Source organism: Ramlibacter sp. WS9 (genome assembly GCF_003797765.1).
Classification (GTDB): domain Bacteria; phylum Pseudomonadota; class Gammaproteobacteria; order Burkholderiales; family Burkholderiaceae_C; genus Ramlibacter.
Genome location: NZ_RKMB01000005.1, coordinates 131451 through 154474, shown reverse-complemented (window position 1 = coordinate 154474; position 23024 = coordinate 131451). Strand labels below are relative to the sequence as shown.

At 64.0% G+C, this 23024-nt stretch carries 23 protein-coding genes and 1 other RNA gene; 4 read left to right on the top strand and 20 right to left on the bottom strand.

Features of this window, described 5'->3' with window-relative positions:
* Position 1: 1 nt before the first annotated feature.
* From EEB15_RS10695 to EEB15_RS10670, 6 genes are all read right to left on the bottom strand, one after another.
* Positions 2 to 1087, bottom strand: a complete 1086-nt coding sequence (locus EEB15_RS10695) for an exo-alpha-sialidase (protein ID WP_141509830.1) — start codon at positions 1085 to 1087, stop codon at positions 2 to 4.
* A 1-nt stretch (position 1088) separates the two neighbouring features.
* Complete coding sequence (locus EEB15_RS10690; protein ID WP_141509829.1) at positions 1089 to 1358, bottom strand: MoaD/ThiS family protein; 270 nt, start codon at positions 1356 to 1358, stop codon at positions 1089 to 1091.
* 48 nt (positions 1359 to 1406) lie between these two features.
* Positions 1407 to 4553: an efflux RND transporter permease subunit gene (locus EEB15_RS10685; RefSeq protein ID WP_141509828.1), complete on the bottom strand. Its 3147-nt coding sequence runs from the start codon at positions 4551 to 4553 to the stop codon at positions 1407 to 1409.
* A gap of 22 nt (positions 4554 to 4575) precedes the next feature.
* Entirely contained in the window at positions 4576 to 5907 is a 1332-nt protein-coding gene (locus EEB15_RS10680; RefSeq protein ID WP_141509827.1) for an efflux RND transporter periplasmic adaptor subunit, read from the bottom strand.
* Positions 5908 to 6065: 158 nt separating this feature from the next.
* Positions 6066 to 6527, bottom strand: coding sequence for a ribonuclease HI (gene rnhA, locus EEB15_RS10675; RefSeq protein WP_141509826.1), 462 nt, complete (start codon positions 6525 to 6527; stop codon positions 6066 to 6068).
* Positions 6524 to 7318: a class I SAM-dependent methyltransferase gene (locus tag EEB15_RS10670; RefSeq protein ID WP_233259450.1), complete on the bottom strand. Its 795-nt coding sequence runs from the start codon at positions 7316 to 7318 to the stop codon at positions 6524 to 6526. The genes rnhA and EEB15_RS10670 overlap by 4 nt, the downstream gene beginning before the upstream one ends.
* On the opposite strand from EEB15_RS10670, the gene gloB reads away from it, so the two are divergent.
* The 3 genes from gloB to EEB15_RS10655 all read left to right on the top strand — a co-directional run bounded on the left by gloB (position 7317) and on the right by EEB15_RS10655 (position 10358).
* Positions 7317 to 8090 (top strand): hydroxyacylglutathione hydrolase, encoded by a 774-nt coding sequence (gloB, locus tag EEB15_RS10665; RefSeq protein WP_141509825.1) that lies wholly within the window; start codon positions 7317 to 7319, stop codon positions 8088 to 8090. The genes EEB15_RS10670 and gloB overlap by 2 nt on opposite strands.
* Positions 8087 to 9619, top strand: coding sequence for a transglycosylase SLT domain-containing protein (locus EEB15_RS10660; RefSeq protein WP_141509824.1), 1533 nt, complete (start codon positions 8087 to 8089; stop codon positions 9617 to 9619). The genes gloB and EEB15_RS10660 overlap by 4 nt, the downstream gene beginning before the upstream one ends.
* Before the next feature lie 181 nt (positions 9620 to 9800).
* Positions 9801 to 10358, top strand: a complete 558-nt coding sequence (locus EEB15_RS10655; protein WP_141509823.1) for a YXWGXW repeat-containing protein — start codon at positions 9801 to 9803, stop codon at positions 10356 to 10358.
* A 49-nt stretch (positions 10359 to 10407) separates the two neighbouring features.
* Here the strand turns inward: EEB15_RS10655 and EEB15_RS10650 are convergent, their stop codons facing one another.
* The 7 genes from EEB15_RS10650 to dnaX all read right to left on the bottom strand — a co-directional run bounded on the left by EEB15_RS10650 (position 10408) and on the right by dnaX (position 16457).
* Positions 10408 to 11253: an ABC transporter permease gene (locus EEB15_RS10650; protein WP_370283501.1), complete on the bottom strand. Its 846-nt coding sequence runs from the start codon at positions 11251 to 11253 to the stop codon at positions 10408 to 10410.
* Positions 11250 to 12065, bottom strand: coding sequence for an ABC transporter ATP-binding protein (locus EEB15_RS10645; protein ID WP_141509822.1), 816 nt, complete (start codon positions 12063 to 12065; stop codon positions 11250 to 11252). The genes EEB15_RS10650 and EEB15_RS10645 overlap by 4 nt, the downstream gene beginning before the upstream one ends.
* A 9-nt stretch (positions 12066 to 12074) precedes the next feature.
* Entirely contained in the window at positions 12075 to 13121 is a 1047-nt protein-coding gene (locus EEB15_RS10640; RefSeq protein WP_141509821.1) for an ABC transporter substrate-binding protein, read from the bottom strand.
* A 102-nt stretch (positions 13122 to 13223) separates the two neighbouring features.
* Entirely contained in the window at positions 13224 to 13637 is a 414-nt protein-coding gene (locus tag EEB15_RS10635) for an MAPEG family protein (RefSeq protein WP_141509820.1), read from the bottom strand.
* 15 nt (positions 13638 to 13652) lie between these two features.
* On the bottom strand, positions 13653 to 14243 hold the full coding sequence (recR, locus tag EEB15_RS10630; protein ID WP_141509819.1) for a recombination mediator RecR: 591 nt from the start codon (positions 14241 to 14243) through the stop codon (positions 13653 to 13655).
* Position 14244: 1 nt separating this feature from the next.
* A complete protein-coding gene (locus tag EEB15_RS10625) occupies positions 14245 to 14577 on the bottom strand; it encodes a YbaB/EbfC family nucleoid-associated protein (RefSeq protein ID WP_141509818.1) in 333 nt (110 codons plus the stop codon).
* Between the two features lie 53 nt (positions 14578 to 14630).
* The gene (dnaX, locus tag EEB15_RS10620; protein ID WP_141509817.1) at positions 14631 to 16457 is read right to left on the bottom strand and encodes a DNA polymerase III subunit gamma/tau; all 1827 of its coding nucleotides are present in this window, start codon (positions 16455 to 16457) and stop codon (positions 14631 to 14633) included.
* A 77-nt stretch (positions 16458 to 16534) separates the two neighbouring features.
* Here dnaX and ffs point away from each other — a divergent pair.
* An RNA gene (gene ffs, locus EEB15_RS10615) (signal recognition particle sRNA small type) lies at positions 16535 to 16631 on the top strand.
* Positions 16632 to 18074: 1443 nt separating this feature from the next.
* On the opposite strand, the gene EEB15_RS10610 is transcribed toward ffs, so the two are convergent.
* The 7 genes from EEB15_RS10610 to EEB15_RS10580 form a co-directional block, all read right to left on the bottom strand.
* Positions 18075 to 18587, bottom strand: coding sequence for a hypothetical protein (locus tag EEB15_RS10610; RefSeq protein WP_199236504.1), 513 nt, complete (start codon positions 18585 to 18587; stop codon positions 18075 to 18077).
* 99 nt (positions 18588 to 18686) lie between these two features.
* A complete protein-coding gene (locus tag EEB15_RS10605) occupies positions 18687 to 18935 on the bottom strand; it encodes a hypothetical protein (protein WP_141509816.1) in 249 nt (82 codons plus the stop codon).
* Positions 18936 to 19162: 227 nt separating this feature from the next.
* The gene (locus tag EEB15_RS10600; RefSeq protein ID WP_233259449.1) at positions 19163 to 19630 is read right to left on the bottom strand and encodes a tetratricopeptide repeat protein; all 468 of its coding nucleotides are present in this window, start codon (positions 19628 to 19630) and stop codon (positions 19163 to 19165) included.
* Complete coding sequence (locus EEB15_RS10595; RefSeq protein ID WP_158290063.1) at positions 19630 to 20337, bottom strand: hypothetical protein; 708 nt, start codon at positions 20335 to 20337, stop codon at positions 19630 to 19632. Before EEB15_RS10595 ends, EEB15_RS10600 begins: the two co-directional genes overlap by 1 nt.
* A 30-nt stretch (positions 20338 to 20367) precedes the next feature.
* Positions 20368 to 20655 carry a hypothetical protein gene (locus EEB15_RS10590; protein ID WP_141509813.1) on the bottom strand — a complete coding sequence of 96 codons (288 nt, stop codon included), beginning with the start codon at positions 20653 to 20655 and terminating at the stop codon, positions 20368 to 20370.
* Positions 20656 to 20823: 168 nt separating this feature from the next.
* A complete protein-coding gene (locus tag EEB15_RS10585; RefSeq protein WP_158290062.1) occupies positions 20824 to 21951 on the bottom strand; it encodes a DUF262 domain-containing protein in 1128 nt (375 codons plus the stop codon).
* A complete protein-coding gene (locus EEB15_RS10580; protein ID WP_141509811.1) occupies positions 21948 to 22739 on the bottom strand; it encodes an FRG domain-containing protein in 792 nt (263 codons plus the stop codon). The genes EEB15_RS10585 and EEB15_RS10580 overlap by 4 nt, the downstream gene beginning before the upstream one ends.
* Positions 22740 to 23024 lie beyond the last annotated feature (285 nt).

The following is a 23024-nucleotide window of genomic DNA, read 5'->3' as shown; positions in this document are numbered from 1 at the left end:
ATCAATCGAGGCGCACCACCGCGATCGGCGGCAGGTCGCGCGACAGGCACTGCCATGTGTCGCCCGCGTCGTCGCTCACCCACAGGCCGCCGGTCGTCGAGCCCATTGCCAGCGTGCGGCCGTCCCTGCTCACAGCCAGCGAATGGCGATAGACCAGGTGGTAGGCATCCTGTTGCGGCAGCCCATCGCCGTGAACGGAGAACGTGGCACCGCCGTCACGGGTTTGGGTGACGACCATGCGGCCGCCAGGAGCCACGCGCTGTGCGTCCGAGTGCGCGGGGACGAACCAGGCGCGTTGCGCATCGAGCGGATGCGCGGCCACCGCGAAGCCGAAGCCGCTGGGCCGCGGATCGGCGATCGCGTCCCACTTCAGCCCGCCGTTGGCCGACCGGAAGATGCCGCCATGGTGCTGGCACCACAGCACGTCGGGATTTGCCATGCACTGCACCACGCGATGCGCGTCCTGGATGTTCGGGTCTTCACGGCGCTCGGGCGGCATGAAGTCCGCCACCATGCCCGCGGAGGTATTGGTCCAGCTCGCGCCGCCGTCACGGCTTTGCCAGACGCCGCCGCATGAGATCGCGACGGTCACGTGGTTCGCATCGCGGGGATCGACCAGGACGGAATGGATGCCCGCCCAGTCGTAGCCGCCGCCGAACCATTCCCTGCGTTCGGGCCGCTCCCACAGGCTGCTGACCAGCTGCCAGCTGGCGCCGCCGTCGCGCGAGCTGAACAAGCCCGCAGGCAGGCACCCCGCCCACAGGCGCCCATCGGGCGCCGCTTCCAGCGCCCACACCTGGTCGACGGTCCACGGCGTCTCGTCGTCTTTCCACGGCCCTTCGGTGGGCTTGGGCGGAAAGGCCGGTGCCGCGATCTCCTTCCACTCGCTTCCACCGTCCACGCTCTTCCAGAGCTTCACGCCAAAGTGGCCGAGCCGCAGCGCCGCGTAGCACGCGCCATCGTGCGGGCTGGCGGCAAACTGGCTGACCGGTTCGCCCGGAAAGCTCGGCGCCCCGATGTGCCAGCCTGCGTCGTCCTGGCGCACTCTGAAAAGGCCCTTGCGCGTGCCAACCCACAGTGTCTGCATCTCAACCTCCGGTCAGGGCCTGGATCACCATCACCTTGTCTTGCGCGGCCAGGGGAATGTCCAGCTGGGAACGGCTGGCGATCATCCGCGCGTTGACGAAGACGGCCACATGTTTGCGCACGGCCCCCTGTTCGTCAAGCACGTAGCTTCGCAGGGCCGGTGCAGCGAGCAAGGCGCTGTCGAGGGCGGCGCGCAGGGTGGTTGCCGCGACGCTTTGCGGCGGGCAGGGAACGTGGCGCGTCAGTGCCGGAGCGAACTCGACGGTGGGCATGTTTGAATCGTCATCCCGGACTTGACGAGTGCGCCATGAAAGCCGGGGCTACTTCGCGACCAACTCGCCGGTATGCGGGTGAATCTCATCGTCGGTCTCTGCCTTGTTGGCGCCCGGCACCTTGTGCCGCGCGAACAGCATGTACATGGTCGGCACCACGAACACCGTGAGCAGCGTGCCCAACGACATGCCGCCGACGATGACCCAGCCGATCTGGATGCGGCTCTCGGCGCCGGCGCCGGTGGCGGTGGCAAGGGGCAGCGCGCCCAGCACCATCGCGCCCGTGGTCATCAAGATCGGCCGCAGGCGTTGCGACGCGGCCTTGACGATGGCGTCGACCAGATCAAGCCCCTGCTCGCGCAGCTGGTTCGCGAACTCCACGATCAGGATGCCGTGCTTGGTGATGAGGCCGACCAGCGTGATGAGGCCGATCTGCGAATAGACGTTGAGCGACCCGCCCGACCACTTCAGTGCCAGCAACGCGCCGATCATCGACAGCGGCACCGACAGCATGATGACGAACGGATCGACAAAGCTCTCGAACTGCGCCGCCAACACCAGGAAGATGAACAGCAGCGCCAGCACGAACACGATGGCCAGCGCGCCTTGCGACGACTTGAACTCGCGCGAGGTTCCGTTCAGCTCGGTGGTGTAGCCGGGCTTGAGCACCTTGGCCGCCGTCTGGTCCATGAACGTCAAGGCCTGGCCCAACGAGTACTCCGGCGCCAGGTTGGCGGTGATCGACACCGATCGGCGTTGGCCGAAGTGGTTCAGCTCGCGCGGGCTCACGCTTTCCTTCACCTTCACCAGCGCGGAGAGCGGCACCATCGTTTCGCCGCGCCCACGCACGTTGATGCTGTCGATGTCCTCCGGCGTCGTGCGGCCGCGCGCCTCGGTCTGCACGATCACGTCGTACTGTTCGGCGTCACGCTTGTAGCGGGTGACTTGCCGCCCGCCCAGCATGGTCTCGAGCGCCTTGGCGACCACTTCGACGCTGACACCCATGTCGGCCGCCTTGGCGCGGTCCACCTCGATGCGCAGCTCGGGCTTGTTCAGGCGCAGGTCGACGTCGGGCGAGACGATGCCGGGATTCTTCGCGATCTCGTCGAGCATCTGGCGCACCACGCGGTTCAGGTTCTCGTAGCTGTCGGACGTCTGGATGACGAAGTTCAGCGGCCGCTCGCGAAAACCCTGACCGAGGGACGGCGGCGTGATCGGGAAGGCGTTGACGCCCGGCAGCAGGTTGAACTTCGGGCCCATCTCGCGCGCGAGGTCCAGCGTGGTGCGCTTGCGGTCTTCCCAGTCCACCGTGCGGTACACCACGCTGGCCTGCGACACCGTGGGGTTGCCGACGTTGGCGAAGATGCGGTCGAACTCCGGATAGGCCTGGCCGATCTTCTCCAATTCGCGGGCGTAGCGGTTCGTGTATTCCAGGGTCGAGCCGTCCGGCGCGTTCACCGTGGCCAGGATCGTACCCCGGTCTTCCAGCGGTGAAAGCTCCTGCTTCATGGTTGGCCACACCACCGCGATGCCCAGCGCGCTCAGCAGCATGACGCCGATGACCAGCCAACGCGCCTGCAGCAACGTGCCCATGAAAGCCGGGCGGCCCGGCTGCGGCTGCCAGCGCGTCAGCAGCACCCACCGCAGCAACCGCGCATAGCCATCGCCCAGCGCCGTGAGCCAACGCTCCATGTGGCTGTCGAACCATGTGGGGTTGGGGTTGTGCTTGAGCAGCTTCGAACACATCATCGGCGTCAGCGTCAGGGCCACGAAGCCCGACACCAGCACCGCCCCGGCCAGCGCCAGCGCGAACTCCACGAACAGCCGCCCGGTGCGGCCCGGCGTGAAAGCCAGCGGCGCATACACCGCCACCAGCGTCAAAGTCATCGTGATCACGGCAAAGCCGATTTCCCGCGCGCCCTTGATCGACGCCGAGAACGGGTCCAGCCCTTCCTCGATGTGGCGGAAGATGTTCTCCAGCATCACGATGGCGTCGTCCACCACCAGGCCGATGGCCAGCACCAGGGCCAGCAGCGTGAGCGTGTTGATGGTGAAGCCGAACAGCGCCATCAGCGCGAACGTGCCGATCAGGCTGACGGGAATGGTGACGATGGGGATGATGGAGGCGCGCACCGTCCGCAGGAAAACGAAGATCACCAACGCAACCAGCACGATAGCTTCGATGATGGTGCGGAACACGTTCTTCACCGAGCGGTCGATGAAAAGCGAGTTGTCGTTGGCGATCTCGATGTTCACGTCCGGCGGCAAGTCGGCCTTGAGCTTGGGCAGCATCTCGCGCACGCCCTGCGACAGCGTCAGTGGGTTGGCGGTGGCCTGACGGATGACGCCGGCCGAGATCGCCTGCCGGCCGTTCAAGCGCACCGAGCTGCGCTCGTCGGCCGCGCCTTCCTGCACCCGCGCCACGTCGCGCACCTTGACCGGGAAGCCGTTGACGTTCTTGATGACGATCTCGGCGAACTGCGCGGGTCGCACCAGGTCGGTCTGCGACGTCACGCTGAACTCACGCTGCTGTGATTCGATGCGGCCGGCCGGCAGCTCCAGATTGCTGCGGCGGATCGCATCTTCCACGTCCTGCGTGGTCAGGCGAAAGCCGGCCAGCTTGTCCGGGTCGAGCCAGACGCGCATGGCGTACTTGCGCTCGCCGAAGATGCGCACATCGGCCACGCCGGTCACTGTCTGCAGGCGCGACTTGACGATGCGGTTGACCAGGTCGTTGATCTGCAGCGGATTGAGGGTGTCGCTGGTGAAGGCCAGCCAGATTACCGGGAAAGCGTCGGCCTCGACCTTGGCGATGACCGGTTCGTCGATGGCCTGGGGCAAGCGGTTGCGTACGCGCGAAGTGCGGTCCCGCACTTCGGCGGCGGCCGCGTCAGCGTCCTTCTCCAGGCGGAACTTGACGGAGATCTGGCTCTGCTCGGCCCGGCTGATCGATGTGATCACGTCGACCGCGTCGATGCCGGCGATGGAGTCTTCCAACGGCTTGGTGACCTGCGTCTCGATCACCTCGGCCGAAGCGCCCGGGTACCGCACGCTCACCGTCACGACGGGCTCGTCGATCTTCGGGTATTCGCGCACGGAAAGCCGGTTGAAGCTCACCATGCCGATCAGCAGCACCAGCAGCGACAGCACGGTGGCGAACACCGGCCGGCGGATCGCTATTTCAGGCAGTTGCATCGATTCTCCAGTCGCACCGCGCCTAGCGGGTCGCGGCGGCCGGACGGCCGGCACCGCTCAGGGCCACCGTGCAGGGATTGGGCCCATCCAGCCTTGGAGCAGGCAGCCGCGCCGGAATTCCCGGGCCAGCGGCGACAGCCGCCGAAGACGCAGCCGCCGGGGCGCTGGCCGGTCGCGCGACCGCGGGGGCCGAACCGGCGGTATTGTTGGCCGCGGGCGCACCACCCGCCGGTCGATTGAGGTCGAGCACGCGCACAGGCATGCCGTCCTTCTGCACCCTTTGCTGGCCGGCCGTGACCACCACGTCGCCGGGCTGCAGGCCGTCGATGATCTCGACACGGCCGGGCCGGCGGATGCCGACCTTCACCTCGACACGCTGGGCGATCTTGGTGTCCTGGTCCGGGCCATCCACCAGCTTGATGACGAACTGGCGGCCCGCCTGCGGCACGATTGCCTCTTCGGGAATGACCTTCGCGTTGTCGCGCTCGCCGAACACGGCCGTGATGCGGGCGAACATCCCGGGGCGCAGCTGCAGCGTGCGGTTGTCGATGCAGGCGCGGATGCCCACCGAGCGGCCGTTGGCGTCGACCAGCGGGTCGATGGCCTGCACGATCGCGTTGTATTTGCGGCCCGGCAGCGCGTCCAGATCGACCAGCGCCGTCTGGCCGCGCTGGACCTTGGTCTGGAAGCGCTCGGGCAGCCGGAAATCCACGAAGATCGCGTCCATGTCCTCGATGTTGACGATGTCGGCGCCGTCTTTCAAATAGTCGCCTACGCTGATGTTGCGGATGCCGGCGATGCCGTCGAAAGGCGCCACGATGCGCAGCCGCGCCGCGGTGGCCCGCGCGAGTTCCAGCTTGGCCTGCGCCACCTGGAGGTTGGCCGAGCTTTCGTCGACCGAACGCTGGCTGATGAAGCCTTGCGCCACCAGATCCTGGTTGCGCTTGTGGTTGGCCTGTGCGATGGACAGCTCGGCGCGCGCCTGCTGCATCTGGGCCACCGGCAGCTGATCGTCGAGCTGCACCAGCAATTGCCCGCGCCGCACGCGGGCACCATCGGAAAAATTCAGCTGCGTGATGCGTCCACTGACCTCCGGCCGCAGCACCACGCTCTGGCGGGACCGCAGGCTGCCGACCGCTTGCGCGTCGTCGGTGAGCTTGACGACTTCGACGCGGGCCACTTCCACCGCGGGTGGCCGCGCCGGGCCACTGGCGGCTCCGGCCGCAGGCCTGCTGCCGCCCTGAACGACGTCCGTCTTGGGTGCGGCGGGCTTGTTCTGGTACCACCAGGCGAGGCCGGAGGCGGCTGCGATGCCGACAACGGCGACCACGGTGTAGATTGCTTTGGATGCCATGTAGATAAGGAGACCTGACAAATGGCGCGGGTCAGCCGTTACTGATTGTTGCGCGAAAACCCAACTTGCCAATGTAGCAGCGAAGGGCCGCCCCGGAATGCGCGTTGGCCCTGATCCGAGGCGCGTGCCGTGGCGCAGTGCCTGCTTTTACGCCGTCTTTACACTGGCGGCGCGAGGCGCCCCATCGCCACGTCCACCCCCTTGTTGGCCAGCACGTCGGCCCGCTCATTGCCCACGTCGCCGTTGTGCCCGCGCACCCAGCGCCATTCGATCTTGTGGCCACTGCGGTTGACCAACTCGTCGAGCGCCTGCCACAGGTCCACGTTCTTCACCGGCTGCTTGGTCGAGGTTTTCCAACCCTTGGCTTTCCAGCCCGGGAGCCACTCGGTCATGCCCTTGAGGACGTACTGGCTGTCGACGTTCAGCGTCACGGCGCAGGGACGCTTGAGCGCACGCAGCGCCTCGATGACGGCCATCAACTCCATGCGGTTGTTGGTGGTTTCGCGCTCGCCGCCGAACAATTCCTTTTCTGTGCCGCCGGACTGGAGCAAGGCGCCCCATCCGCCCGGCCCCGGGTTGCCCTTGCAAGCGCCGTCGGTGTAGATCACGATTGGGTTCACGAATCTTTTTCCATTTCCATGTAAGTGGGGTGGCCGCGATTGGCCAGGGGAACCGGCGCGGTGGCGATGCCCGGCGCGGCTTTCCATTTTGGGCCGATCAGCTTGATGCCGCGCACTCGCTTGACTGCGACGATGAAATAGACGGCCCCGAAGATCGGCCACCAGCGCGCGCCCATCCTGTCCATCCATTCCCAGCGGTCAAGCCATTTTTCGGCCTTCATGGCCGGCCGGTAGCAACCGAAGTTGCCCGATTCGACCTCGAAACTCAGCAGCCGCAGCCAATCGCGCAGCCGCCAGTAGCCAATGAATTCGCCGGCATCGGGCAGGTACAGCTCGCCAAATCCGAGTCGCTGGTAGAGGTGCGCGCGGCGCTGGCGCAGGCCCCACAGGCTGGCCGGGTTGAGGCAGCAGATCACCACCTTGCCTTCGGGCACGAGAACGCGCTCGACCTCGCGCAGTGTGGCGTGCGGGTCGGTGTTGAGTTCCAGCGAATGCGGCAGCACGACCAGATCGAGGCTGTTTTCCTGGAACGGCAGCGCGGCGAAATCCGTGATCAGCGCGGGCTTGGCCCCGCCCTGCCCATCAGCAGGACGGGACTCGCGCAACGCCAGCCACTTGTGCGGCATGCGGTTGGCCTGCAGCGTGTCGAGCTCGGGCAGGCCCAGCTGCAGGGCATGGTAGCCAAAGATGTCGCCCACGGCACGGTCGAATTCGGCCCGCTCCCACGCCAGGAGGTAGCGGCCGGGCGGGGTCTCGAACCATTGGCGCATTCCTATAATCGGGTCGCTCATGAAGTTAATCCCGCTGCCGGCCTTCCAAGACAATTACCTCTGGGTGTTGCACGACGGGCACCGCGCCGTGGTCGTGGACCCCGGCGACGCACAGCCCGTGCTTGAATTCCTGCAGCGTGACGGACTGCAACTGGAAGCGATTCTAGTCACGCACCACCACCCCGACCACATCGGCGGCGTCGACCAGCTGCGCGATGCCACCGGCGCCAAGGTCTACGGCCCGGCGCGCGAGCGCATTCCCGAGCCGCTGACGCGCCTGCTGGAACGCGACGCCGTCACCGTCCTGGGTTTGCGGTTCGAGGTGATCGACGTGCCCGGCCACACGTCCGGCCACATCGCGTATTACTGCACTCCAGTTAGCGGCCACCCGCTGCTTTTTTGCGGGGACACGCTCTTTTCGGGTGGATGCGGGCGGCTGTTCGAGGGAACGCCCGCGCAAATGCTGTCATCGCTCGACAAACTCGCGGCCTTGCCCGGCGATACGCGGGTCTGCTGTACACATGAGTACACATTGAGCAACCTGAACTTTGCACGGGCCGTGGAACCCGGCAACGCCGAGCTGATCAATTACAGTCAGCGCTGCCAAGAACTGCGCGAGCGAGACCTGCCCACCCTGCCCTCGACCATCGCGCAGGAAAAGCTGATCAATCCCTTCCTGCGCACGCGCCTTCCCGGCGTGGTCCAGGCCGCGCGTGCCTTCGATGCCGCGACACCCGAGGATGAAGTCGCGGTTTTCGCGGCCATCCGACAATGGAAGAACGAATTCAGATGAAGCTGTCCCACATCGCGGCACTTTCGGCCCTTCTGTGGCTCGCCGGCTGCGCCACGCCGCCGGCCGAACAAGCCGCCGGCCAGGCACCTGTCAAGTCCGCCGAAGCCCCGAAGCCTGCCCAGCCGCCCGCGGCCGCGGTCATCCCCTCCGGTCCCCTTCAGCCGATCACGGCCAGCGAAGCGGCCTCGCGCGGCGTGGCCCAGTTGCAGCCGCCTGTCGAACTGTGGGACCGTATCCGCCGCGGCTTTGCCATGCCCAACCTCGAGAGCGACCTGGTGCGCCAGCAGGAGCAGTGGTATTCGACGCGGCCCGAGTACATCCAGCGCATGACCGAGCGCTCGCGCAAGTACCTCTTCCACATCGTCGAAGAACTCGAACGCCGCAACATGCCGACCGAGCTGGCGCTGCTGCCCTTCATCGAGAGCGCGTTCAACCCGCAAGCAGTCTCCAGCGCCCGAGCCGCCGGGATGTGGCAATTCATGCCCGCAACGGGGCAGTACTTCGAACTCAAGCAGAACGTGTTCCGCGACGATCGCCGCGACGTTCTGGCCTCGACACGCGCCGCGCTGGACTACCTGCAGAAGCTGCACGGCATGTTCGGCGACTGGCATCTGGCGCTCGCCGCATACAACTGGGGCGAAGGCAGCGTGGGCCGCGCCATCGCGCGCAACCAGCGCAGCGGGTTGGGCACGACTTATCTCGACCTGAACATGCCCAACGAGACACGCATGTACGTGCCAAAGCTGCAGGCGGTGAAGAACATCGTCGCGCGGCCGGAGACCTTCAAGGCGGAACTGCCGCTGATCGGCAACCACCCGTACTTCCAGACGGTCACGGTGACGCGCGACATGGACGTTGCACTGGCAGCCCGCTTGGCGGACGTGTCCGTCGAAGACTTCAAGGCGCTCAATCCGTCGATGCACCGGCCGGTGATCCTGGCGGCCGGCACGCCCCAGATCCTGCTGCCGTGGGACAACGCAACGGTGTTCCAGCGCAACTTCGAGGCGTACAACGCCGGCCAGTACGCCAGCTGGACAGCCTGGAGCGCGCCTTCGACCATGAGCGTGGCCGAGGTCGCGCGCCGCGTCGGCATGAACGAGGCCGATTTGCGCAGCGTCAACACCATCCCGCCGCGCATGCTGATCAAGGCCGGCTCGGTGCTGATCGTTCCACGCTCGGCCAAGATGCAGGACGACGTGACGAGCCAGGTGGCCGACAATGGCCAGCTCAGCCTGCAGCCGGAAAGCGTCACCCGCAAAACGACGGTGCGGGCCGGCAAGCGAGACACGGTAGCCACGGTGGCCAAGCGCTACCGCCTGAACCCCAGCCAGGTCGCGGAGTGGAACAGCGTCGGCGCGACAGCGGCTTTCAAGGCCGGCCAGCAAGTAGTGGTCTATTTGCCGATGAGAAGCGTTGCGCGCGGCACGCCCCGAGCCGGCGCCAAGCCGGCGAGCATCCGGTCCGCCGCGAAGAAGTCCGGCGCACGTGCCGGTACCCGGCCGCACGCGGGCGCCAAGAAAAAGCGCTGAAAAGAAGCGCTGGAGAGGTGCTGAGCGCGACTGCGGCGGTGTCTCGTGGCGCTGCTGCTGAGCCACGAAACGTCACTTCAGCCGCGCAGGACTGCTCCGACGGGGACTGGCTCCCCTCTCCGATGGGCTGAGCCCGGCATTGGGCGCAAAGTACGGTCACACCTTCCCGAAAGGAGAGACCATGTTCAAGAAAACCCTTCTGGGCGCTGTCGTCGCCGCCGGCTCGTTGATGAGCTTGCTGCCGACCGCCGCCAATGCCCAATACACCGCGATCGTTTCCGTGGCGCCGCCTGCACCCGTGTATGAAGCCGCACCCGCGCCGCGGCACGGCTACGTCTGGGCGCCGGGCCACCATGAGTGGCGCAACGGCCAGTACGTGTGGATCCAGGGCCATTGGCTGGCGGCCCGCACCGGCTACGAATACCGCGAACCCCGCTGGGTGCAGCGCGGCGACGGCCAGTGGGCCCTGGTGGGCAACAACTGGGAACGGCGCGGCCCTGGCGGCGACCGTGACCGCGATGGCATCGCCAACCGCTACGACCGTGACAAGGACGGCGACGGCATCCCGAACGCCTATGACGACCGGCCCAATCGCAACGACCAGTACGCCCGCAACCGCTTCGGCCCTTACGGCGATCTGGACCGGGACGGCATCCGCAACATGGATGACCGCGACCGCGACGGCGACGGCGTCCGCAACCACCGCGACGCCTTCCCTGATGATCGCCGCCGCAACTGATAGCGTCTAGCGCTCGGCAAAAGGCCCGGCCCTGCCGGGCTTTTTGTTGTCAGAGCTTTTCCGTTTCGCCCTGGCGCGGCTGCCACTTCATCAGCCGCTTCTCGATGCGGCCGACCAAACCGTCGAGCACAAGCGCGAAGGCGGTGAGCACGACGATGCCCGCGAAAACCGTGTTGACGTCGAACGTGCCTTCGGCCTGGAGGATGAGGTAGCCGACGCCGCGCGCCGAGCCCAGGTATTCGCCCACCACAGCACCGACGAAAGCCAGCCCCACCGAGGTGTGCAGGCTGGAGAACACCCAGCTGGTCGCGCTGGGCAGGTACACCGTGCGCAGCAGCTGCTTCTGGTTGGCGCCCAGCATGCGCGCATTGGCCAGCACCACCGGGCTCACCTCCTTCACGCCCTGGTAGACGTTGAAGAAAACGATGAAGAACACCAGCGTCACCGCCAGCGCCACCTTGCTCCAGATGCCCAGCCCGAACCACAGCGCGAAGATCGGCGCCAGGATCACGCGCGGCATCGAGTTGGCGGCCTTGATGTACGGATCGAGGATCGCACTGGCCGTGGGTGCGAGCGCCAGCCACAGCCCGAAGACCAGGCCCAGCACCGTGCCGATGACAAAGGCCAGCCCGGTTTCGAGCAGCGTCACCCCCAGGTGCTTGTAGATGTCCGCACGCCCCGGCAGCCCTTCCGGAAACAGCGCATTGGCATCGACCGCGAGTGGCAGGAACCAGGACCAGATGCGCCCTGCTACCTTGATGGGCTCGCCCAGGAAGAAGGCGTATTGCTCGTTGCGGGAGACCAGCTGCCACACCAGCATGAACACCACGAAGAGGCCAACCTGCCAGTAGCGCAGCGTTTTCGCGGACGGCCGGATCACGTTCCACACTGTCATGCCGCCTTCTTCAGCTGCTGCGCATAGCCCTTGAGCACCTCGTCTCGCAGCACCCCCCAGATCTGCCGGTGCAGCTCGACGAAGCGAGGCAAGGTCCGCACTTCGGCCACGTCGCGTGGGCGCGGCAGATCGATCTCGAACTCGCCGATCGGATGCGTCGCGGGCCCTGCCGAAAGCACCACCACGCGGTCGCTCATCGCGATGGCTTCGTCCAGGTCGTGGGTGATGAACAGCACGGCACTTTTCTTCACCGCCCAGATCTCCAGCACTTCGTTTTCCATCAGCTGCCGGGTCTGGATGTCCAGCGCGCTAAAGGGTTCGTCCATGAGGATGATGTCCGGATCCAGCGCGAGCGTCTGGGCCAGCGCCGTGCGTTTACGCATGCCGCCGGAGAGCTGGTGCGGATAGCGGTCGCCAAAACCCGCCAGGCCCACACGCTCGAGCCACGCATTGGCCTGCGCCCGTGCTTCGGCGTCGGCAACGCCCCGGTACTGCAGGCCCACCATGACGTTGTCCAAAGCGCTTCGCCAAGGCATCAACGCCTCGGTCTGGAACATGTAGCCGGCACGGCGGTTGATGCCCCGCAGCGGCTCACCGAAAACCCTGGTTTCGCCGGAAGAGGCTTCGAGCAGGCCGGCAGCGATGTTGAGCAAGGTGGACTTGCCGCAGCCCGTCGGGCCGACGACCGAAACGAATTCGCCGGCGCGCACCTTCAGCGTGGTGTCCGACACGGCGGTGTAGCGCTGCGCCGGTGCGTCCGGCGAATGGAAGGTGACCGTGATTCGATCGAGCTCGAGCGCGTAGGGCGACATGCGCGCGGCCTACGCCTTGAACTTGTCCTTGGCGCGCCGCGCGAACTCGTTGGTGTACGTCCTGCCCAGTTCGATCTTCTCGGGCTTGATCGAGGGCTCGAAGCTGGCCAGCGCCTTCAGCGCCGTCTTGGCGCCTTCTTCCGGCAGCATGCCGTCGAGCGCGATGGCCTCGCGCACCTTGTTGAAGGAAGCCAGGTACAGCGCGCGGTCACCGAGCAGGTAGCCTTCGGGCACGGTCTTGATGATGTCGCTGGGGCCGGCCGTCTGCAGCCACTTGAGCGCATGAACGATGGCATTGGCCATGGCCTGGCAGGTGCCTGGGTTCTTCTGCACGAAGTCGCTGTGGCTGTAGAAGCACGCGGCCGGCATCGGCCCGCCGAACACTTCCTGCGTGCCCTTGAGCGTGCGCGTATCGCTGATGATCTTCACGTCGCCCTTTTGTTCGAGCATGGTCATCACCGGATCGGTGTTGCTCATCGCGTCGATCTGGCCCGAGCGCAGCGCGGCCAGCGCGCCGGCTGCCGTCCCCACGCCCACGTAGCTCACGTCACTGGCCTTGATACCCGCGCGTGACAGCACGAGGTTGGCCACCATGTTGGTCGATGAGCCTGGTGCCGACACGCCGATCCTCTTGCCGCGCAAGTCCGCCAGCGACTTGTAGTTGGGCATGGCCTTGGTCGACACACCCATTGCGATCTGCGGTGCCCGGCCCATCAGCACGAACGACTGGATGTGCTGGTTCTTGCTCTGCATGTTGATGGTGTGCTCGTACGCACCATTCACCACGTCAGCCGAGCCGCCCACCAGGGCCTGGAGCGCCCGCGCACCGCCGGCGAAATCGGAAATCTCGACATCCAGGCCTTCGGCCTTGAAATACCCCAATTGCTCCGCGATGGTCAGCGGCAGGTAGTAGAAGGCAGCCTTGCCGCCTACAGCGATGGAAACCTGCTTTTTCTCCAGCTTGGGTTGGGCGCGCAATGCAGGCGCGCCAAGAGATGCCGCAGCCAGTGCGGCGGCGGACATGAGCGTCCGGCGGCTGATGTTGTTATTCGTCATGGGGAAAGATGAAACCTCTCTGGGCTTGCCAGTGAGGTTAGTCACCATGGTGCAATGCCGCATCGGGAACATCCCGTGCGGGTTTCCACGTAAGTTGTTTCGTCAGCGGTAACCGCAGAACAAGATGCCGATGTTCACCACCAGTGCAAGCGACCAGATCGCGGAGCGAATGGTCGGCAAACCGGCCACGTACATCGCGATGTAGATGATCCGCAGCGTGATGAAGAGCACTGCGAGGATGTCCAGGAGCGCCTGCGGCGCCTGCAACTGGTGGGCAATGACGACGGCGCCGATGAAGAACGGCAGCGCTTCGAAGCTGTTGGCCTGCGCCGCATTGGCGCGGGCTTGCCAGTCGGTCTGGCGTGCCAGCCAGCCACGCGGATCATGGTTGTCGAAGCCGCCTTCACGCCTGGGCTTGCCGAACCCCTGCGACTTGGCCAGCCAGGCACATGCGAAAGGCAGCAGCGCGGCGATCAGCACGCACCAGTACGCCACGGTGAACCGTGCGAATTGCATCGTCAACTCCTCCTCTTATCTCCGGTCTACCAGCGCGTGCGCGATGGTCCCCAAATCCACGTATTCCAGTTCGCTGCCCGCCGGCACGCCGCGCGCGAGGCGCGTCACGTTCAACCCACGCTCTTTGAGCGCGTCGCCGATCACGTGCGCCGTTGCCTCGCCTTCGGCGGTGAAGTTGGTCGCGAGAATCACTTCCTGTACCACACCGTCCGTCGCCCTCGCGAACAGCTTGGCGAGGCCAATGTCCTTGGGACCGATGCCGTCGAGCGGGCTCAGCTTGCCCATCAGCACGAAGTAGAGGCCTTTGAAAGCGGCCGTGCGTTCCAGCGCCGCCTGGTCGGCCGGCGTCTCCACCACGCACAGCTTGCTGCGGTCGCGCCGCGGGTCCAGGCAAGTCGAGCACACCTCGTTCTCCGTGAACGTGTGGCACTGCGTGCAATGGCGGATTTGCGTCGCGGCGCGCTCCAGCGCCTGCGCCAGCACCTGCGCGCCGGGGCGGTCGTGCTGCAACAGGTGGAACGCCATGCGCGAAGCCGACTTCACCCCCACGCCAGGCAGGCGGCGGAGCGCCTCGATCAGGGCGTTGAGGGTGTTGGTGTCAGCCACGCTAGAAGGGGAACTTCATCCCGCCGGGCAGGCCCGGCATGCCGGCCGTGAGCTTGCCCATCTTTTCCTGCGAGGTTTCCTCGGCCTTGCGCACCGCGGCGTTGAAGGCGGCAGCGACCAGGTCTTCCAGCATGTCCTTGTCGTCGGCGAGCAGGCTCGGGTCGATGGTGATGCGCTTCACGTCGTGCTTGCAGGTCATGGTGACCTTGACCAGGCCGGCGCCGGATTCGCCGGTGACCTCGACGTTGGCCAGTTCGTCCTGCGCCTTCTTGAGGTTGTCCTGCATGGCCTGCGCCTGCTTCATGAGGCCGGCGAGTTGTCCTTTGTTGAACATGTCTTCTCCTAGTCAGTTGGGGACAGAGCTAAAGGTCTGTCCCCAAGGTTGTTTCACTTACTCGATACGGGCTTGATGCTTCCAGGCACGATTTTCGCGCCAAAGTCACGCATCATGTCCTGAACGAATGGGTCGGCGAGGATGATCTCCTCGGCGGCCCGCTGTTTTTCGGCGGCGGCTGCGGCATTGCGGCGCGCCGGGCTGTCGGTGACGGTGCCCACCTCGACGCTGAGCTTGACCGCGTGGCCGGCCGCCAGCAGCGCGTTCTGCAGCCTCTCGCGGCTGGCCGGCTGGTTGAGGGACTCGCGTTCCACGCGCAGCATCCAGTGGCCCTCGTCGCGGCCCACCAGCTGCGACTGCAGCCCAAGCTCGCGCACGAGCGCCATGATGGCTTCACGCGCGACCAGGTCGCTCACCGTGGCGTACCAGAAGTCGCCTTCTTCCGTCGGCACCAGCGTCAGCGCCGAAGCCGGGTTCTCGCGGAACGACTCGGCCTGCTGGCGCACGGGCACGCCCACCACTTCGCTCCCCGGGCGGCCGTTGGATGGAACGGGCGGCCGCTGCGCCGGCCGGGCGGGTGCGGGTTCGACCACCGGAAGCACACGGCCCGGCGGCGCGCCCACGGCGGGGACAGCCGTGCGCGCCGGTGCGGGCGCCTGCAGCGGTGCGACTTGGGCAGGGAGTGGTGAGGCGACTTGTGAGGCCACCGGCGGCGCTCTTTCGGTTGCGCGCGCTTCAATCAGAGTTTTTTTTTCCTGCTGATCGCCGTGGCGAACCGCAGAACCTGGCTTGAACGCCAGCAACCTCAGCAGAACCATCGTAAGCGCGGCGTACTCGTCGGGCGCGAGGCCCAGTTCCGCACGCCCATGAAGGCACATGCTGTAGAGCAGCTGCGTCTCGTCGGCGGGCATCGCCTGCGCCAGGCGTGCGATTTCGGCGCCTTCAGGGTCCGTCATGTCCGCGGCCGACGGCACGGCCTGGATCACCGCCATCCGCTGCAGCACCGCGCTCATCTCTTCCAGCGTCGACGCCGCACTCAGCCCGTGCAGGCGCAGCGCGTCGGACACCTCGACCACGGTCTTGCCGTCGCCCTGCGCCAGCGCATCGATCAGGCGGAACACGTGGCTGCGATCGACGCTGCCCAGCATCTGCCGCACCGCTGCTTCTTCCAGCTTGCCGGCGCCGAAGGCAATGGCCTGGTCCGCCAGAGACAAGCCGTCGCGCATGGAACCGCGCGCGGCGCGCGAGAGCAAACGCAGTGCCGGCGCTTCGGCAGGCACGCCTTCCGCCGCGAGCACGCGGACCAGGTGTTCCTGCACCGTCTCCGGCGCCATCGGACGCAAGTTGAATTGAAGGCAGCGCGACAGCACCGTCACCGGCACCTTTTGCGGATCGGTGGTGGCCAGCACGAACTTGAGGTATTCCGGCGGCTCTTCCAGCGTCTTGAGCATCGCGTTGAACGCGTGCCCGGTGAGCATGTGCACTTCGTCGATCATGAAGACCTTGAAGCGGCCCTGCACCGGCTTGTAGACGGCTTGTTCGAGCAGCGACTGCACCTCGTCCACGCCGCGGTTCGACGCCGCGTCCAGCTCGGTGTAATCGACGAAGCGCCCGCTGTCGATGTCGACACAGGCCTGGCACACACCACAGGGCGCGGCAGTGATGCCGCCCTGCCCGTCCGGCCCCTGGCAGTTGAGCGATTTGGCGAGCAGGCGCGACACGGTCGTCTTGCCGACGCCCCGCGTGCCCGTGAACAGGTACGCATGGTGCAGCCGCTGCTGGGTCAGCGCATTCGACAGCGCCTGCACCACGTGCTCCTGGCCGACCATTTCCGTGAAGGTCTTGGGCCGGTATTTGCGGGCGAGCACGACATAGGACATGCGGCGGATTCTACGGGTTGCGCATGGACCACCCCGCGACACCCGAGGGGCATCGCGCACCGCCTACAATACGGTTTGACGGGCCTCCCCGCATGGGGAAGCGGCCAACCGGGTCAGGTGGGGAACCAAGCAGCCCTAACTGTGGACTCAGTGCCGGGGGTAAGGCTCGTCAACCTTCTTCTTGAATCCCCAAGTGAATCAACAACTTGGGCGAAATCAAAGGCTTACCAACGCCTTTTGTATCACTTGCCTGTGTCACCTCGTTCAACTTCAGATCGAGGAAAAGACATGGCAAAGGTTGAAGGACTGAACCTTCGAGGCAGTCGTTGGTACGTCCAGATCATCATCCCTGACACAGAGTGTCGTTCGTGCCTGGATTGCCGAGCGAAGACGCTGGGTAACGGTCGCGATCACTTGGACATCGGCTGAACCAACACCTCGTACCACGCCCCATAGGTGTCGTCCTTAGATTGTCGCGGGAGAAGCCAGACATGCACGGTGTAGGTCGGGTGAACGAACGAGGCGTGCTGGTCATGACGAACGAGTTCGTTCCCAGCCACGCGCCGGAGCATCTCGGTAAGTCCCCCCGACAATTGCCGACGATCCACTGCTTGCGCTTCAGCGTCCAGAATCGACGCAAGCTGACTTTGCGGCCGATGCGGGCTCAACATGAATGCAATCCGATTCAGTGTTCCGCCGCGAAATGCTGCGTAGATGCTGCTCGCGCTGAAGGTCCGACGTTGTCCATCAGGCATCACTACTTCGAGTCGCCGCACACTTTGTTCGACAAAGCACCAATCTTCCTCAGCGACTGCTTGGCAACGGGCCGGTGCGAGTTTCAGGGCTGATTGAAACGAGGGCCGTAGGTCTAAGGAGTGCGAGTCTAGGGACGACGGCGTCGCACGCCACAGCACGCTCACAACCGCCGCAAGGCCTACCCCTCCCGCGATCAAGAATATCCATGCTTTGCCCTTCCGACCCCGCACGGCAAGCACAGTTCCCCCTGCCAATGCGCTGAGCGCGGTGAGAGCCACAGCGCAGAGCACAAGAAACCCAATCAGGCCCCCGGAGACTGCCTCTACTCCGATCATGTGCGCCGCATATCGTGGATGCTCCGCACGACCCCGCAAGGCCACTTCAGGACCACTTCATGGGCCACGGCGGGGGATGGGTGGACAAGAGTGCCGATGAGACCGGCAGTGAAGAACATGCTGGACCTCATCTCGACCACAGCAGATACGCCGTCGCGATGATGGCAAGGACAATGCCCGCCAAACCAGCCCACCAGACGCGAGCGTCTCGCTTCGCACACCTCGTGCAGGCTCGCGCTGTGGTTGCCATGTGCGGCCCTCCCGCAACACGGATCTCCGTCGATTCCATGGGACCCAATTGGACCCCGCAACGGATGCAATTCCAAGAAGTTCTGACGGCCCTCGCTTTGCGGTCGATGAGGCGATCCCAAACGTAGACCGCGACCGCCACAAGAACGAGGAGAGCGAACGTGATGTGCTTGGCTTCCACAGCGTCTACGTGCCAATGCCCCCCACGACCCCGCGAGACTCCCACAGGGAATCTTCGGGGGCATCGAGAGTGATGACCATGTGATGTGCGCTGGCGCTATCGACTGCCGCGACGAAGCGTCGGCAACCAACGCGCCAACCGGTCGCGAACGCGAGGCTGTTCGACAGGCTCAGAGGAGACGGATACTTCAAGCGGTATGTCGGCGTGCGACCTCCCGTCACCCCGCACTGGTGCCTTCAGTTCGTCAAGCACATAGACGATGTCCATTTGGTGCCCCACTGCAAAGAGCGCTTGGTCCCTGCTGTCCGTCGCGTAAATGCCCTCGGTGACCATCTCGCCACTTTCAAGCTGGATGTCCACCGCGTTGATTGGCTCCTCCGGGTCTTGTCCGGCCACGAAGGCGCGACGGATGATTCCTGAGACCCTCCACTTCTGAATCAAGCCGCGCTCCACGCTCTTCCACCATTCTTCGGACCCGAACAGCCCGTGTGTTCCCTTGAGGCCCATGTAAGGGCGAGACGCATCAAGCGTGAGTTGTTGCGCCAAGGCTACCTGCTTGGGGTCACTGGCAAGTTCGTCTGCCAGTCGGTACACGACTTTCATCGGCATGTCATGTTCCCGCAGCAAGGCAGCGACACGACCACCCTCGGGTTCCCTACGGATGCTCGGGGTATGTACCACTGGGCTACTGTGTCCAACTTCGGCACGTTAAGCACCACGCGGTTTACGCTGCAGATCGAGCCACCATGCCAGGGCGTACAGCGGCCCTGAAACGAAGATTCCGAGCACTGCGGCGATGTAGATACCGCCGAAGATGCCAAGAACGATGGCAACCGCGTCGTTCACAGAACCCAGCATGCACACACCTACGCCGTACAGCTGCGGCTCGCATGCTGGAATCAGGTAGGGGGCCACGAACGATATTGCAGCCACGGAGGCTGGCAGCATCAATGCCATTGCGGCGATGCGACGGAGCGTCTTGGGCTGAGGCATGTGACAGCGGTTACAGGGTGGTCGATTCTGGCTGGCTTCCAAACGTCACCATCCTGGCCTTAAAGCCCTTAGATCGCCATGGTGAGGTTTGCATCAGTGAGATGCTACCGGAAGATGATCTGCCGAAATCCTGAAGGGAACACTGCGGGGGTTCTCGGGCTGGAGTGGCGCTCGGCCCGTTGCGGAGCGTCTCACTTCCAGAACTCCCACGCCTTCTTTGGAGACTGAACCCCCTTTGCTCTGCTGCCGAGGAAGCGCAGGTACTTCGGATGTTCCTCCGCGAAGATTTCGCTCCCAGCGGCCATGTACGCCCGCATCAACTCTTCTGCCGCCGAATCGTGCGCGCCCAATTCAAACTGGCACTGCCCCAGGCGAGCATGCAAAAACGCGTTGCCGCTCCCACTGGGGCAGCGCATGGCCTTGGAGAGGTTGTCTCGCCCAACAGCGAAATCCCCGCTCCTGAAATTCGCATCGCCAATCGCAGCAAGAAGCCAAGTGGCTGCTTCCCATTCGGTCCGAGGTTCCGGCAGCAGGTCCCACGCGGCCCAGTACTTGGCGACCGCTTCCGACAACTGCCCCCGCTTTGCATCGGCATCACCGGCAGCAGACAGCCTTCGGACTTCCTCAAGTGTGTCTGCAGGCAGTTCAAGCATCGCCATCAATTCCAATGAACTTCGGTGGCCAGATAATTCCGAATCACGGACCGTACCGTCAGCCCACCCCGCTGGAGAACCGCGTAACGGTATACATTGTCTTGGACGACCACCCATCCATCGTCCAGGTCGGCTCCGGTAATCTGACGCACCATCATTCGGCTTCCCACCTCCGCCCAACCCGAGGTCGCGACGTTCTCGAACTCGTCCACTTCCTCACGCGAGAGCGAGACCAGCGGCATTACCCACACATGGTCCGGCTTTTCAAGCATGGGTTCTCCCATCTCGTAAAACGCATGGCCTCGGGCGTTCTTCATCACGACGCGCTCCACCCTGGGCGCATCGGGCTGCCAAATGATCATCTTCCCGCCCCCAAGCGTGCTGAACTCGCGCTTGCCTGCTTCAATCTCCACGCCGAGTGCAGGGCGTCGGGCGAGCGCACGCCGGACTTTTGAATTTTTCTGACCTTCTGGCGCCGTGGTACCAGACAAAACGCAGCTCAAGAAGGTGCGGAAATACTCCTCGTCTGACGAGAAGCCCTCGTTGCACGGCTTGCACACTCGGACCTTCGGCAGGCCCGGAGGTATCGGCTCGTCCAAGAGGGACTCCGTAGGCGCGTGGTCCCAGTTCGTAGTGAGCCCCACGATGTAGTCGCCGCAGTGAATGCACCAACTCTTCTGCCTCTCGTCCACAAACTCCTCAATCTGAATCATGGGACCCCCCGGACGGATTGCCGGATTACATCACCGAGGACAGCGGTTTGCCGCGCTGTCCTTCCAGAAAAGGAGTTTGGCGGGACCTGTCGGTTTCAGTCCAGCCACGGTAGGCAGATTCACGTCACATGCGCTTGCTGGGAACGCTACGTCCCGCAGCCCCATCGCGTCGAGCGGGTCTTTCAGCTTCCTGATCGGCGCTCCGTCACAGGCAGCTACGGGTGATTGCCCCAGTGAGCGGCTCTTGATCTGGAAATCGGCAGCGTTCACAGTGGCAGCGCACCCGAGCGCGGCAACCACAATCAGAGCGATCTTCATCAACTGCCCTCCTCTCAGCAACGTGACGCTACTTCTCGTACTGCATGTCAACCTGAATCCCCAACAACTTTCCTTGTGGAGAATCATCTTTCAGCTCCAGTACAACATTGTTGCAAATGATGCGCGCGAAATTCCGCAGGGCGCCGTAGAGGCCCAGCCCCCAACTACTCATTTCGCCGCCAGAAGTGCGCGTCCCATTGGCACAAACTCAACCAATCGGCGCTCTGTAGATCGTCCTGTCGCGAATCCGCCCTGCATCTGCGGCTGTGCCCAAAAGCTCTTCACGACTGAAAGCAGGTCACCATCGAAAGGCGTTCCCTGCGCAATGTGAAATCCGATCCCGAGCGCAAATACTTCAAACGCGGTGCCCAGAAATGACCCCTTGAACTCCTGTTTTTCAGTGTCCCATTTCCTGAATATTTTTTCGCCCCCGCTTGCGGCGATGAAATCGAATGTCTGCTTGAACGTCGCCTCAAGTTGAGCAGCGCCGCCAGGATAGATTCCCGCCAAGTGAATAGCTCCATCGTCTAAGACCTGAGAGAAGTCTCTCAAGGCTCCCAGCGTTATTTGGTCGGCTGGCCTCGCGTGAAGCAGGAGAAAGCGCACTACAAGCTCGAGATCAAAGCGCTCTTCGATCAACCGCTCATTGAGGCTAGTCGTCGATACGAAACTGGGATACTGGGCTAAGGCTTCGAACCAACTATAAAAATCGGGGGATACCGCAACCATCAATGCTGAGCGAGTCTCTTGCGGAGTCAACGTAGAACCATAGCTATTCAGGCGCTGGAAAAGGTCAAATTTCGCTTCAGGGGATGAGTCTCGCTTGATGATCTTGACGTCAATTTTTGAACGCTTGATGTCGAGCCGCTGCGCTTCCGTCAAGCTGATTTCTGGGTTCGGGACATCCCAAACCCGTTCCTCTAGGGCCGGCAGATACTTTGTTTTGGTCAAGATTAGGGGTGCAACCTTATTGCCGTCCTTGTCCAACAACTCCCCCTGAAGCTCCAAGATGGTTGAAACGCGCTGAAGCCCATCGACCAGTTCCCAAGTCCCGCTTTCAGTTTGAGCGACGAAGATTGACGGCAGCGGAATGCCCAGCAGTAGGCTTTCAATGAGGCGAGATTTTTGTGTATTGGTCCATCGGAAAAGTCTCTGGTACTCAGGTCGAATTCGCAGTTCCTTGTCTCGATATAGATTGGTGAGCTCACCGATGCTCATGGGGTAGCCATCGGACGCTATCGAGCGCCTAGCTTCTTCAAGCTGTACTTCGAGGTCGTTGGGGGCGGGCACGGTCATGTTCTCCATCCTTCTGTACGGCTGAGCTCGGAGCTTAGAGAAGGAAGCTCCGGGAACACCATCGTCTCGCTGAAGCCCAACTGGGTCAGCGATTTGCTGAGATCGGCACGTTGGCCCTGCACCTCGATGCGCCACAGGCGCGCAGTCTGTTCATGTCCAATTTCCTCTAGGGGCCGGGTGTCGCTACCCCACACCATGAAGGTGCCGCGCTGAGCCACAATGCGTGCCGAGTTGTGCGCACCGAACATCGCAATAGGGGATCTTTTCCGCCGCTTGTTCGTTTCCGGTCTATAGGCGTCGAGCTCATCATCCGCCGTCGTCAGCACTTGAATGGACTCCCCATATTCAGACAGGACAGGGGTAGAGCGATTCCATTCGCCAGGGTCTACACACCACACGACCGGCACGCAGCCGCCCTCGTGCGCGTGCTGCGGTGCGGACTCGAGAGCAAAGTGCGCCGCTACAAAAAGGTTCTCACTCCAGTCGAGCAGCCGCGTCGGCATGCCGAAATGCTGCATCGCAAAGAGATGTTCCCAATCATTCTGGGGATACCCTGCGGGCCAGTAAGCCATGCTGCGCTGCCTGAAACGGGTCAGCAGACGCATTTCTCGCTCGAATACCTGCTCCATGGGCTTGCCGTCGCGCATGATCTTAGGGATCAGCGTGTGCGTGCCGCAACTGATGCCCCGGAACCAAAGAAAGCCCCCTGGGGGTTGCCCATTGGCTATCGCGAGAACTTCTTGAACCAGTCCCGTTATTCCGTTGACTTGCCTTTGCTCAATGGCCATCGTGCCTCCAATTTGCCATCAGCATACAGCGAGGAGCCGGAACTGCTTTCATGGCGAGTGGGAGTGGCCATGCGGCCTAGAGGAGCGCGGGTCGGCTATGATTCGGCTGTGTCACCGGCTTGTATCACCTGGAGTTTTCCTGATCAGCTAAGCCGTTGATTTCATTGGGATTCCTGCAGAGGTTGGCAGCGGTAAGGCTCGTCAACCTCATTCGACAGAAGCGTTTCGGATCAAGGACTTGGCGTCCTCTGGCCGACAAGAAGCGACGACCCGATCAGGGCGCCG